Source organism: Serratia sp. Ag1 (genome assembly GCF_000743355.1).
GTDB lineage: Bacteria > Pseudomonadota > Gammaproteobacteria > Enterobacterales > Enterobacteriaceae > Chania.
This window is the reverse complement of the sequence record NZ_JQEI01000003.1, coordinates 262,146-274,680: the sequence shown is the minus strand read 5'-3', so window position 1 is coordinate 274,680 and position 12,535 is coordinate 262,146. Positions and strand designations below refer to the sequence as shown.

12 protein-coding genes are annotated in these 12,535 nt (G+C 50.7%); 5 read left to right on the top strand and 7 right to left on the bottom strand.

The window, feature by feature from the left end; genetic code table 11:
* Window positions 1-6: 6 nt before the first annotated feature.
* The 7 genes from IV04_RS02510 to IV04_RS02480 all read right to left on the bottom strand — a co-directional run bounded on the left by IV04_RS02510 (window position 7) and on the right by IV04_RS02480 (window position 6,585).
* Entirely contained in the window at window positions 7-705 is a 699-nt protein-coding gene (locus IV04_RS02510) for a fimbria/pilus chaperone family protein (RefSeq protein WP_037397298.1), read from the bottom strand.
* Window positions 706-800: 95 nt separating this feature from the next.
* A complete protein-coding gene (locus IV04_RS02505) occupies window positions 801-1,508 on the bottom strand; it encodes a DUF1120 domain-containing protein (RefSeq protein ID WP_037397301.1) in 708 nt (235 codons plus the stop codon).
* 149 nt (window positions 1,509-1,657) lie between these two features.
* Window positions 1,658-2,374, bottom strand: coding sequence for a DUF1120 domain-containing protein (locus IV04_RS02500; protein ID WP_051916596.1), 717 nt, complete (start codon window positions 2,372-2,374; stop codon window positions 1,658-1,660).
* A 149-nt stretch (window positions 2,375-2,523) separates the two neighbouring features.
* On the bottom strand, window positions 2,524-2,928 hold the full coding sequence (locus IV04_RS02495) for a hypothetical protein (RefSeq protein ID WP_051916595.1): 405 nt from the start codon (window positions 2,926-2,928) through the stop codon (window positions 2,524-2,526).
* Between the two features lie 778 nt (window positions 2,929-3,706).
* Window positions 3,707-4,549: an S-formylglutathione hydrolase gene (gene fghA, locus IV04_RS02490; protein ID WP_037397305.1), complete on the bottom strand. Its 843-nt coding sequence runs from the start codon at window positions 4,547-4,549 to the stop codon at window positions 3,707-3,709.
* 16 nt (window positions 4,550-4,565) lie between these two features.
* The gene (locus IV04_RS02485; RefSeq protein ID WP_037397308.1) at window positions 4,566-5,690 is read right to left on the bottom strand and encodes an S-(hydroxymethyl)glutathione dehydrogenase/class III alcohol dehydrogenase; all 1,125 of its coding nucleotides are present in this window, start codon (window positions 5,688-5,690) and stop codon (window positions 4,566-4,568) included.
* 1 nt (window position 5,691) lies between these two features.
* Window positions 5,692-6,585 (bottom strand): LysR family transcriptional regulator, encoded by an 894-nt coding sequence (locus tag IV04_RS02480; RefSeq protein WP_037440565.1) that lies wholly within the window; start codon window positions 6,583-6,585, stop codon window positions 5,692-5,694.
* A gap of 106 nt (window positions 6,586-6,691) precedes the next feature.
* Here IV04_RS02480 and IV04_RS02475 point away from each other — a divergent pair, with 106 nt between their 5' ends.
* From IV04_RS02475 to mglB, 5 genes are all read left to right on the top strand, one after another.
* On the top strand, window positions 6,692-7,852 hold the full coding sequence (locus IV04_RS02475) for a YbfB/YjiJ family MFS transporter (RefSeq protein ID WP_037397314.1): 1,161 nt from the start codon (window positions 6,692-6,694) through the stop codon (window positions 7,850-7,852).
* Window positions 7,853-8,097: 245 nt separating this feature from the next.
* Window positions 8,098-8,760 carry a GTP cyclohydrolase I FolE gene (gene folE, locus IV04_RS02470; RefSeq protein WP_037397317.1) on the top strand — a complete coding sequence of 221 codons (663 nt, stop codon included), beginning with the start codon at window positions 8,098-8,100 and terminating at the stop codon, window positions 8,758-8,760.
* 217 nt (window positions 8,761-8,977) lie between these two features.
* Window positions 8,978-10,159: a DUF418 domain-containing protein YeiB gene (yeiB, locus tag IV04_RS02465; RefSeq protein ID WP_037394279.1), complete on the top strand. Its 1,182-nt coding sequence runs from the start codon at window positions 8,978-8,980 to the stop codon at window positions 10,157-10,159.
* 129 nt (window positions 10,160-10,288) lie between these two features.
* Window positions 10,289-11,326 carry an HTH-type transcriptional regulator GalS gene (galS, locus tag IV04_RS02460; RefSeq protein ID WP_037394277.1) on the top strand — a complete coding sequence of 346 codons (1,038 nt, stop codon included), beginning with the start codon at window positions 10,289-10,291 and terminating at the stop codon, window positions 11,324-11,326.
* 179 nt (window positions 11,327-11,505) lie between these two features.
* Window positions 11,506-12,498: a galactose/glucose ABC transporter substrate-binding protein MglB gene (mglB, locus tag IV04_RS02455; protein ID WP_037394274.1), complete on the top strand. Its 993-nt coding sequence runs from the start codon at window positions 11,506-11,508 to the stop codon at window positions 12,496-12,498.
* Window positions 12,499-12,535: the final 37 nt, after the last annotated feature.

Here is a 12,535-nt window from a genome sequence, read left to right as displayed (position 1 = left end):
CTCTCATTAATTAGCCAATGTGGCATCATAGCTGTCTACAGAGAAGCCCCACGTGGTTGCTGGATGAAGACGAACATTTTTTGCTGACGTTACTTTCTTATTGTTCTCTGGAGTCAATTGAAGCGTTTGCCCAGGTAATATATAAGTATTCGGAAGTGTCCAGGAGGTATTATCAGGCAATGTTTGTACTGTGTTCGCTAAACGCACAACGTACGGCGAAGGATTACTCAATGTCAGCGTATTTTCCGTTAGCTTCCAGGAAAGCAGCTTCCATGGTTCATTATTGGTTGCCAGTCCTGCTGGACGAATGATCACCGGTAAGTTTTGACGAACAGTGGTGCGTAGTTCATTTTTCCCTTTTTGCTGGGGAGGGATACCTTCAAAAATAACACGCTTCAACCGTTCCATTTTTAGCGGAGTCTTGCTGGTTAAAATAAAGCGAACCCGTTGCGATTTACCCGGCTCAACGCGTGCTGCTGGTGGCGTTACACTTAAGAGTGCCTCGCCATCTTCTTTAATATTCTCAATAGTAGTTAATAACAAAACGGGAAACGTGTCGGTGTTTTTAACATTAACTGCCGCTTCCCCGTCGCTTTCTTCAACAATAACAACCGTGGTATCTGGTACAACGCCAGACGCCTGTGCGTTAACTGAAAAAAGAGAGAGCATCAACAAACCGATGCTGAAAGTATTAGCGAACTGCATAGATATTTACCATTTGATTAATTAAGGGTTGTCTAGAATTATTGCTGAGTAATAAGCGTTGTTAAAAACGAAAATTAACTCTACGTATAAATGAATTAAAAATAAACTAATTCAAGCGTTATGGAGCTATCCGTAATGGTTGGCCTGGTTAAATCCAATTCGGTTTTTTTATTAATGAAAGAAATCGCCTCAATTTCCCCAGAGAAAATTTTGAAAGCCAGTGGCTTTGTTTTACCTTTTTTCGTTATAGTAAAAAGCTTAGGTGCTAAAGGGTCAAACAATCCAGCGGAGTTAGTTATAGTCCAGGTTTTGCCCGAATCCAGAGAAGCAATATAGTCTACAGCGTTGCCATCAGCCGAGGTACTGGTTAGGTTGAAGCGAATAGCATAACCGCCAATTTTTGCATTATTTTCTTCAAGGCCTAATCCGAGCAAGATGTAGTGAGTGCCATCTCCCCAAGGCTGTATCTCTGATGATATGCTACAGCTATGAGTATGAGCAGCACCTGTTGCCTTCCTCTTTGCATCAACCAATGACCCTATACAATTATTGATGGCTTTGATTACCACTAAAGTCAGACCATCGCAGCGTATTGAAAAGTCTATCGCTTTCGCGCTAATCGGGGTGTGGTCATTTTTTTTCAGAATCTTGGCTTTTATGATGCCATCATTCAGTAGATTACTTGTACTCAGGTTTGGGGTACAGGCAACGGGTTGAATGATTCCGGTAATGTTAACCCCAGCATTGTTTGCCTCCAAAGAAGATGAGGCAATCAGTGCAAGCGCACAGAGGGACTTCTGCATACTTATTTTCATCTTTGATATCACTATAACAGGCAGGTTAGTAAAGTCGATTACATTAATAACCTGCCCGTAACCTTCAGTAATTAGCACACTGATTGCACGTTATTCACCGAACCAAATACCAAATAGTAGGTCGGTGAAAAATGACATTACAGGTAGACTAATTCAAGCGTGGTAGAACCATTAAGAGTAATTGGTTGGTTCACATTTAGTTCAGATGCTTTGTTAACGTAAGCAAAAATCTCTAGTTTTCCGGCATATCTTTCAAAAGCAATTGGAGTCGTTTTCCCTTTTTCTGCCCAAGAAGTATAGGTGTTCGCTACATATGAATATAACCCAGGGTAACCAACAGTATATGCCCATGTACTTCCTTGATTTAGTGAATATAAGTTATCCACTTTAACCCCGTCAGCCTCGGAGGTGTCAGCGATACGAATGGAATAGCCTCCAATTTTAGCCCCATCACTAGTACCTAGCCCAACGGCATAGTAGGTACTTGCGCCCCAAAACTTCAGTGTCGGGGATACTGATGACAACATACTAGCCCCTGCCACGTTTTCTGTTGCACCAGCTAACGTACCTTTACGGTTGTTGATTGCTTGTATGGCCAATTTAGTTGGGGCATTGCAAGTAATGGTAAAATCAGCTGTCCTATCACCTATCACGGTATAGTCATCTTTTTTCAATTCATTGTAGTCAATTACGCCGAAGTCCATCACGCCACCGCCAGCAATGCTTGGGGTGCAGGCAACGGGTTTGATGGTACCGATAACCTTCACTTCAACGCTGTCTGCCGCCAGAGCAGGCAAAGTAGTAGAGGCGATCAGTGCCAATGAACACAGGGTTTTTTGCATATTAACTTTCATCTTTACTCTCTTCTTTTTGAAATGGGTATAAATCTTTGTTTGTTGTCAAAGATGTGACCCGTTGGTTTAAAAATATATTGTTGGTGCTTATTGAATGAATAAGGTGATAAATTCACCTGTTCCTTAAAGTAATTCATTAAAATTATCTTTTACATAATATAGACTTCCGTAACGAAGTATAAAGGCAGCACTCGTTCTTTACTGACAGCGAATCCTTTTCGTCCTTTACGGAAGAATAATTCTCCTTCTAATCCAACCTCTATAAGCTTGTATTTTAGATCGCGCGCTACTTGCCAGAGTCTGTTTGATGAGGCTCTGAGATTGTTTTCCTCCCAGACTGCTGCCATTATTTCGTCATCGCTGATACAGTCTTTTTCCTTATTACTAAGTAAGTACATTAAGAAAAAGCACATAGTTGCACGCAATTGCACTCTTTTGAGATTTACCTTGCTGTGATTGATCAGGATCTTATCTTCCAGATAAAAATATACATGCTCATCCAGCCTGTAGCCGCAGGGCTCGAGGCTTCTATTTTCTTGCGTTCCAGCAAACATGATACCTATTCCTTGAATGTTGCTTGCATCCGCCGAAACATTCTATAAAAAAAACACTTAGTCACAACAGCAAGTCTGTAATTAAATAAAGTGAAAATAATACACCTTGAAAATATATCAATGTGGTGTTTTATGCTGATTTTTTGAGTTTTATCTCAACAAAGTATGAGATATTTCCAAACTAGCTATCAGCGCAAGTGCTTTATAGCAACCTAATGTCATGATATTTATATCGGGTTTTTCTTGTGTTTTACCTTAAGAAAAGAACCAACACTGATACAAATGTGATACACACATGTTTTTATCTAGCACAGCCTCTAACCACGGGATGCAGCAATTATCACTACCCATCTACCATTTCACAACAATATATTTTTAAAATCGTTTTTATAGGCTATTATTCTTTTTTTATGTATTTTTTAATGTTTTTATTCCAAAATTAATGTTGAGAGAGCCCATGATAGCAGCATGGAGTCACTATAAAGGCTTATGCAGATTGCTGACAAACCCGTTGTTAGGGAGCGCCCCTTGATGCGCTAGACCTGGCTATGTCGGGTTAAAAGACCATTTTGCCATCAAGCTTTTATATTCGTTGGTTGCGTTGATTTACAGTGCCACCCGGTAGCAGGCGGAAAGGAGGGTTATTGCCGTTGTAAAGGCGTTCACGCCGCGAAAGCGAACAGGATCATAAATGGGGTATAACGCGTGAAACGGGCGCTTAACCTGTTAAGGAAGTCGCTGTTTGTGGCAAAGATACAGCCACAAACAGCCAAAACAATCAGCGGAATAGATGCTCGGCGTGGAAGCGCAGGTGATCTTCGACAAAGGTCGCAATGGTGAAGTAGCTATGGTCGTAGCCCGGCTGGGTTCGTAAGGTTAGCGGCCAGTCGAGCTGGTGTGCCAGTTCTGCCAGCTTTGCCGGTTGCAACTGGTCTGCCAGGAACTGGTCGCCATCCCCTTGGTCCACCAGAATAGGCAGTTTTTCTGTGCTGTTGGCCAGCAGGTAACAACTGTCATACTGCAACCACTGGCTTTCGTCGCCCCCTAAGTAGGCGGCAAAGGCTTTACGCCCCCACGGCACCTGGCTCGGGTTAACAATCGGTGCAAAAGCCGATGCAGAACAAAAGCGCTGCGGATTGCGCAATGCCATCATCAGTGCACCATGGCCGCCCATCGAATGGCCGAAGATGGACTGACGATCGCCGATGCTGAAATGCTGCTGAATCAGTGCAGGCAACTCATCGCTGATGTAATCATACATGCGGAAGTGCCTGTTCCACGGCGCTTGGGTGGCGTTGAGATAAAAACCGGCACCCTGGCCCAGATCGTAACCTGCATCATTGGGTACGTCGTCACCGCGTGGGCTGGTGTCTGGCATTACCAGCACCAACCCCAGTTCGGCGGCGATGCGTTGGGCACCCGCTTTTAGCGTAAAGTTTTCATCATTGCAGGTCAGCCCCGACAGCCAATACAGCACCGGTGGGGGATTATCATCACGCGGCGGCGGCAGGTAGATGCTGAAAGTCATGTTGCAACTCAGGCTCTGCGCCGCATGGCGGTAACGTTGTTGCCAGCCACCGAACATACGGTGCTCTTCGAGAAGTTCTAATGACGTGTTCATCTTTCTGCCTCCTGGCTTATTGATCAAAATGGATCACTGAACGGATCGATTTGCCTTTATGCATCAAGTCGAAGGCATCGTTGATCTGCTCTAATCCCATGGTGTGGGTGATAAAGTCATTCAGGGCAAATTCGCCGTCCATATAGCGCTGCACAATGCCGGGTAGCTGGCTGCGGCCTTTTACGCCACCAAAGGCAGAGCCGCGCCACACGCGGCCAGTCACCAACTGGAATGGGCGGGTGGCGATCTCTTCACCGGCACCGGCAACGCCGATAATCACCGATTCGCCCCAACCTTTATGGCAGCACTCCAGCGCCGAACGCATCACGTTGACGTTACCGATGCACTCAAAAGAGAAGTCAACGCCGCCGTCGGTCAGCTCAACAATCACTTCCTGAATCGGCTGGTTGTAATCTTTCGGGTTGATCAGATCGGTAGCACCCAATTTGCGTGCCAGTTCAAACTTGCTGGTGTTGATATCGATACCGATGATGCGGCTCGCACCGGCCATTTGTGCGCCGATAATCGCCGAAAGGCCAATGCCGCCCAGGCCGAAAATGGCCACAGTATCGCCCGCTTTCACTTTGGCGGTGTTGAGTACCGCCCCCATACCGGTGGTGACGCCGCAGCCCAACAGGCAGACTTCTTCCAGCGGTGCTTCTTTGCTGATTTTAGCCAGCGAGATTTCCGGTACCACGGTGCGTTCGGCGAAGGTGGAAGTGCCCATATAGTGGAAAATCGGCTTGCCGTCTTTGAAGAAGCGTGTGGTGCCGTCTGGCATCAAACCTTTTCCTTGAGTGGCGCGGATTGCCTGGCACAGGTTGGTTTTGCCGGATTTACAGAATTTGCACTCGCCACATTCCGGGGTATACAGCGGGATCACGTGATCGCCGACGGCCACGCTGGTCACGCCTTCACCGATCGCTTCCACAATGCCACCGCCTTCATGGCCGAGGATCGCCGGGAATACCCCTTCAGGATCTTTGCCAGACAGCGTGTAGGCGTCGGTGTGGCACACGCCGGTAGCGATAATCCGCACCAGCACTTCGCCTTTCTGCGGTGGCATCAGGTCGACTTCTTCGATCTTCAACGGCTGATTAGGGCCCCAAGCTACGGCTGCGCGGGTTTTGATCATCTTCATGCTATTTCTCCTCGGTATGTTCAGTGGCCGTTGTCTCAGCCTGTTCAATTATCAGCTCTTTCAATGCGCGGACGTTGGGCCCGAACGCATCGCGCCGCCACAATAACCAGGTGGCGGTTTCAGCAATCTCTGGGGGAAGCGGGTGTACTTTCACCCGTTCGAACCCCGGTAACAAATTAAGCACCGAATGCGGGATCATCGCCAGCCCGGCACCGCTGGCGACGCAGGCCAGCATGGCGTGATAGGACTGGATCTCCATAATCTGGCCCGGCACTGCGCCGCTGTGCTTGAACCAGGATTCCAGGCGCAAGCGGTAAGAACAACTGGCGCGAAAGGCGAATAGGGTTGCCCCTTTGGCATTGTGCGCGCTATCAATTTGCGGATGATTCAGACCGGAAATCACTACCATGCGTTCCGGGAAGGCGATACAGCCATTCAGTTCGTCGTGCTGCAATGGGCCATCCACCAGCGCCGCCGCCAGCGTACCGGCACGTACCCGCTCGATGATCTCGCCGGAGGTGCCGGTAGTGAGTGAAAGTGCGGCCTGTGGGTAACGTTGGTGATAGGCTGCCAGCAAACTCGGTAAGCGAGTGGCGGCGGTGCTTTCCATCGAGCCCAGAGCAAAGTTACCCGCGGGCTCCCCGGCATGGATGATACTCATGGCCTCTTCACTCAGCGCCAGAATGCGCTGGGCGTAGCAGAGAAAATTATGGCCCATCGGCGAAAGACGCAGGCGCTGTTTTTCGCGGATGAACAGGTCGGTCCCCAATTCCTGCTCAAGCTGGCGCAGACGTGTGGTCAGGTTCGACGGCACGCGGTGCAACTGCTCGGCGGCACGGGCCACGGAGCCGGTTTCGGCCACGCTGCAAAACATGCGCAGTTGGGTGAGATCCATCAGCTTTCTCTTTTTGTGATGAACTTGGTGAGAATTATTCAGTTTTTGTGAGTGTAATGCTGAGGCATGATAGCCGCAACTTTCTTTTAACAACCAGGATGCGCCGATGGCGTTAAAAATTGCTCTAAGTGGCTTTATTACTTTAGTTGTTGCGATGGGGATTGGCCGTTTTGCCTTCACGCCACAGGTGCCACTGATGATTGCTGAACAGCAGTTTACGTTGACCGGTGTTGGTCTGGTGGCCGCGTTGAACTACTTCGGCTACCTGTGCGGCGCTTTTGACGCCATGCGCGCCAGCCGCCATGTGGAATGTCGCCTGTGGCTCGGTGTTTGGGGGGTAGTGATCCTCACGTTGCTGTCTGCTGTAGTTGAAGGCGTATGGTGGCACGGAGCGGTACGTTTGGTGATTGGCTGGGCCAGTGGTTGGTCGATGGTGCTGGTGGCGGCGTGGACCAACGAACGCTTGGCACATTATGGCCGCCCGGCGCTGAGTGCGGCGGTATTCGCCGGGCCGGGAGCCGGTATTTTTATCAGCGGTATGCTGGCGGTGGCAATCCATAGCCTGGCGCTGAGTGCTGCACAGGCTTGGCTGGTATATGGCGTGCTGGCCTTGGTGTTGGTGGCGGCAATCAGTATTCATCTGCCACGGACCGGGGATTTGCATCGGCCTGATACGGTACCGGAACCGCTGGTATTGACTCCGGCCTTGAAGCGGCTGGTGTGGAGCTACAGCCTGGCTGGCTTTGGCTATATCCTGCCCGCGACGTTTCTTTCACAGATGGCGGCGGCGCGTTTCCCCGGTAGTCTGTTTGCCCAATTTGTCTGGCCGATTTTCGGTGGTGCGGCAGTGTTGGGCATTGTTATCGGTATTCTGACGCGCCATAAGCTCACCACGCAAAGCCGGTTGGCGATCACTCTATGGGTACAGGCGTTGGGAGTGCTGTGTGCCGAGGTGGTACCGGGTGTTACCGGCCTGATACTGGGGGCTTTGTTTACCGGGGGCGGGTTTCTCAGCGTGGTACAGCTTTCCATTCAGCATGGCAGGGAGTTGGCCCCCCAGCATGCGCGCTATATGGCGGGCTTGCTGACTACCGGTTACGCCATTGGCCAACTGGTTGGCCCGATGCTGTCGGCGGTTTCAACCGCGTTGACCCAACGGCTTGAGCCCGCGCTGTATGTGGCGGTGCTGGGGTTGGTGATCGCCGGTTGGTTAGTGATCAATACGTCATCACGGGCGGTGACCCAAAACGGACATAACCCTGATTGAATTCCGTACAAAAAACACGGGATAGCCGCAGCCCACCTGCTACGGGCTGAATGCGGATATTTCACTCCATGATGAAACACAATCACTGGATAAACGTCTCACTCTCATCTAGAGTGGGTGAAAATTTTGACCGGGTTCACGCTATGACGTATCCGAACCGGGTAGTTAAAACATAAGACACCGCAAATCTGCTAGTTATCGGCATAACAGGCATTGTCGGAGCCGCCTGCTGGAGATAGAGACCCATGACATCGTTAAGTAATGAAGCTGCACTGGTTCATGCTGCGCTTGAAGCGCGCGGCCTGGAAACCCCACTGTGTGGGGAAATGCTGGATCGGGAAACGCGCAAAAGCCGTATCAAAGGGCACATGACCGAAATCATGAAGTTGCTGAATCTCGATCTGTCCGATGACAGTCTGGCAGAAACGCCGCATCGCATTGCGAAAATGTATGTCGACGAGATTTTCTCCGGCCTGGATTATGCCAACTTCCCGAAAATCACTGTGATTGAAAACAAAATGAAGGTGGATGAGATGGTCACGGTGCGTGATATCACGCTGACCAGCACTTGCGAACACCATTTTGTGACCATCGATGGCAAAGCCACGGTGGCTTATATCCCGAAAGACTCGGTGATTGGCTTATCAAAAATCAACCGTATTGTGCAGTTCTTTGCTCAGCGTCCGCAGGTGCAGGAGCGTTTGACGCAGCAAATCCTGGTGGCCCTGCAAACTTTGTTGGGCACTAATAATGTGGCGGTATCGATTGATGCGGTTCATTATTGTGTTAAAGCGCGCGGGATCCGCGATGCAACCAGTGCAACGACGACCACCTCTCTGGGTGGGTTGTTCAAATCCAGCCAGAACACGCGTCAGGAGTTCCTGCGTGCGGTGCGTCATCAGGGGTGACACGTTGGTCATGAAGAACACAGGTATCTTAGGGGGCCTGAGGTTGATGACAAAGTGGTCTTTTAACCCGAGATACCCGGGCCTAGCGCACCGAGGGGCGCTCCGGCGGCTTACGCCGCTACGACCCCTCCGGCACGCTCTCCCTAATATCTAACTTTGTCAGCCGTCTGAGGCACCTTAGGGTGCCTTTTTAACATTCTGAATACAGCGGTATAAAATGAATCATCATGAAACGGCACCGCTGCCGCGTATTGCGACGTTGGATTGTGCACGTGGTATCGCCATTCTCGGCATTCTGCTGATGAATATCAGCGCTTTTGGCCTGCCGAAAGCGGCCTATCTCAACCCGGCTTTTCTGGGGACACCTTCTGCGCGTGATGCCTGGGCTTGGGTATGGCTGGATCTGTTCACTCAGGCCAAATTTTTAGCGATGTTCGCTTTGTTGTTTGGGGCCAGCCTGCAGTTGCTGTTACACCGTGGCAAAGTCTGGATCCGCGCTCGCTTATCGTGGTTGGTGCTGTTTGGCCTGGGGCATGCCATTTTCCTGTGGGATGGCGATATCTTGCTGGCTTATGGGCTGATCGGCCTGGTGTGTTGGCGGATGATCCGCGATGCCAAAGAGACGATTACGCTGTTGAAAACGGGCGTAATGCTCTATTTGATCGGCGTAGCGATCTTGCTGTTGCTGGGGTTTATGTCGCACGGTGAACCGGGCAACTTCTGGCAACCGGGCGCGGCTGAATTGCAGTATGAGAAATTTTGGAAGCTGCAAGGCGGCGTCGAAGCCTGGCGTAGCCGCCTGGATCTGCTTTCTTCCAACCTGTTGGCGATTGGCGCACAGTATGGCTGGCAACTGGCCGGTCTGATGCTGTTTGGCGCGGGTTTGATGCGTAGCGGCTGGTTGCGCAACCGGTATACCCCTGCCCATTATCGGCGCTTGGCTGCCTGGATGATACCGCTTTCATTGCTAATCCAACTGCCTGGAGTTGCCTTGCAGTGGCAGGTTAACTGGGACTATCGCTGGAGTGGTTTCTTGCTACAGGTGCCGCGTGAACTGGGGGCTCCATTGCAGGCCATCGGCTACCTGGCATTGATCTATGGCTTCTGGCCTTCTCTTTCGCATTCGCGCATCGGCTACGGATTGACACTGGTTGGGCGCATGGCGCTGAGCAATTACCTGCTGCAAACGCTGATCTGCACCACGCTATTTTACCGTTTTGGCCTCTATCAGCAGTTTGATCGCTTGCAACTCCTGGCGTTTGTGCCGCTGATTTGGCTAGTTAACTTCTTGTTTTCCAAACTGTGGCTGCATTATTTCACTCAAGGCCCGATGGAGTGGCTGTGGCGTTGGCTGACGGCTTTGGCAGCCGGTGAACGGGCTCAGCAGAACGCAAATTGAGCACTGGCGCAGGTAGGTTAAAAAAATGTATGTAAACGTTTTCTTTACTGTGACGTAATTCACGCAGAGGAGGCGTACAAACGGGGTAGGATAGCGCCATTGTCAACTTTCCCGACCTCAGGATGTTCCATGAATGCTGTCCATCCGATCACTATTCGCGATGTCGCGAAGCGTGCAGGCGTTTCTGTGGCTACCGTTTCGCGAGTACTGAACAACAGCGCTCTAACCAGCCCAAAGACGCGTGAACAGGTGCTGCAGGCGGTCGCGGAATTAGGCTATCGGCCAAACGCCAATGCGCAGGCGCTGGCAACGCAAAGCAGCGACACGCTTGGTGTGGTGGTGATGGATGTCTCCGATCCGTTTTTTGGTGCCTTAGTGAAAGCGGTTGACACTGTGGCGCAGCAAAACCAGAAATACTTGCTGATTGGCAACAGTTATCACCAGGCGGATAAAGAACGCCACGCCATCGAGGTGCTGATCCGGCAGCGTTGTAACGCTCTGATTGTACATGCTAAAGCGCTGAGTGATGCGGAGCTGATCGCTTTTATGGATCAGGTTCCAGGCATGGTGCTGATTAACCGGGTAATAACCGGCTACGAACACCGCTGCGTCGGGCTGGACAATGTGTTTGGCGCCGAGATGGCGCTGCGTCTGCTGTTGTCGCAGGGCCATCAGCGCATTGGTTATCTGGGTTCCAATCATCCGATCGAAGATGGCCCGTTACGCCAACAGGGCTACAGCCAGGCGATGCTGGCAGCGGGTATCGTTCCACCAGACAGTTGGCGTGCCTATGGTTCACCAGATTTACAGGGAGGTGAAGCCGCGATGGTCGAACTGCTGGGCCGCAACCTGCACCTGAGCGCCGTTTTTGCCTACAATGATGCTATGGCAGCCGGTGCTATGGCGGTGTTGAAAGAAAACGGTATCACGGTGCCGCAGCATTTCTCGTTGGTGGGATTTGATGATATCCCGATTGCCCGCTACACCAGCCCGAAGCTGACTACCATCCGCTATCCCATTGTTTCTATGGCGACCCTGGCGACCGAGCTGGCGCTGAAAGGCGCTGCTGGATTACTGGAACCACAAGCTACACATATTTTCATGCCAACCTTGGTACGCCGCCACTCTGTAGCGCCGTGGCAAAGTGAGGCGGCGGTCACTCTCTAAACATTTAACGTTGTGTAACCGTTTTCAATCTGTGAGAAAATTCACAGAATATTAACATCGCGCTGTCTATGCTCTATAACCAAAGTACTTGAAGTGGTGGTTTAACAGCGCCGCAATTTCAAGTACGGCAGGTATCGTTTTAATACCGAGTACGACCCTCTACAAACCGGAGACAGACAATGAATAAGAAGGTTTTCACCCTGGCCGCGCTGGCCGCAAGTATGATGTTTGGCGCTGCCGCTCACGCAGAAACTCGTATTGGTGTGACCATTTATAAATATGACGACAACTTTATGTCAGTCGTGCGCAAAGCCATTGAAAAAGATGCCAAGGCGTCTCCGGACGTCACGCTGTTAATGAATGATTCGCAGAATGACCAATCCAAGCAGAACGATCAGATCGATGTGCTGATTGCCAAAGGGGTTAAAGCGCTGGCAATCAACCTGGTTGACCCGGCAGCAGCGCCAGTGGTGATTGATAAAGCGCGTGCTAACGATATCCCGGTGGTGTTCTACAACAAAGAACCTTCCCGCAAAGCGCTGGACAGCTACGACAAAGCTTATTACGTCGGCACCGACTCCAAAGAGTCCGGTGTGATCCAGGGCGAACTGATTGCCAAACACTGGAAAGCCAGCCCGAATTGGGATCTGAACAAAGATGGTCAGATTCAATATGTGCTGTTGAAAGGCGAACCGGGCCACCCGGATGCTGAAGCACGTACCACTTATGTGGTTAAGACTCTGAATGAGAAAGGCTACAAAACTCAGCAACTGCAGATGGACACCGCGATGTGGGACACCGCACAGGCTAAAGACAAGATGGACGCCTGGTTGTCTGGCCCGAATGCCAATAAGATCGAAGTGGTGATTGCCAACAACGATGCGATGGCGATGGGAGCTGTTGAGGCCCTGAAAGCGCATAACAAAACCAATATCCCAGTATTCGGCGTAGATGCATTGCCAGAAGCACTGGCCTTGGTGAAATCGGGCGCAATGGCCGGGACCGTGCTGAACGATGCTGAGAACCAGGCCAAAGCCACTTTCGAACTGGCGAAAAACCTGGCTGCGGGCAAACCAGCGGCAGATGGCACCCAATACAAGATCGAAAATAAAGTCGTGCGTATCCCTTATGTTGGTGTAGATAAAGACAATCTGTCTCAGTTTGTTAAATAAACACAGCAATGACCCCGCCGATCCCCGGCGGGGAATT

Coding starts and splice junctions, on each gene's coding strand:
- IV04_RS02510 (WP_037397298.1), bottom strand. CDS start 705: ATGCAGTTCGCTAATACTTTCAGCATCGGTTTGTTGATGCTCTCTCTT.
- IV04_RS02505 (WP_037397301.1), bottom strand. CDS start 1,508: ATGCAGAAGTCCCTCTGTGCGCTTGCACTGATTGCCTCATCTTCTTTG.
- IV04_RS02500 (WP_051916596.1), bottom strand. CDS start 2,374: ATGAAAGTTAATATGCAAAAAACCCTGTGTTCATTGGCACTGATCGCC.
- IV04_RS02495 (WP_051916595.1), bottom strand. CDS start 2,928: ATGTTTGCTGGAACGCAAGAAAATAGAAGCCTCGAGCCCTGCGGCTAC.
- fghA (WP_037397305.1), bottom strand. CDS start 4,549: ATGAACACGTCATTAGAACTTCTCGAAGAGCACCGTATGTTCGGTGGC.
- IV04_RS02485 (WP_037397308.1), bottom strand. CDS start 5,690: ATGAAGATGATCAAAACCCGCGCAGCCGTAGCTTGGGGCCCTAATCAG.
- IV04_RS02480 (WP_037440565.1), bottom strand. CDS start 6,585: ATGGATCTCACCCAACTGCGCATGTTTTGCAGCGTGGCCGAAACCGGC.
- IV04_RS02475 (WP_037397314.1), top strand. CDS start 6,692: ATGGCGTTAAAAATTGCTCTAAGTGGCTTTATTACTTTAGTTGTTGCG.
- folE (WP_037397317.1), top strand. CDS start 8,098: ATGACATCGTTAAGTAATGAAGCTGCACTGGTTCATGCTGCGCTTGAA.
- yeiB (WP_037394279.1), top strand. CDS start 8,978: ATGAATCATCATGAAACGGCACCGCTGCCGCGTATTGCGACGTTGGAT.
- galS (WP_037394277.1), top strand. CDS start 10,289: ATGAATGCTGTCCATCCGATCACTATTCGCGATGTCGCGAAGCGTGCA.
- mglB (WP_037394274.1), top strand. CDS start 11,506: ATGAATAAGAAGGTTTTCACCCTGGCCGCGCTGGCCGCAAGTATGATG.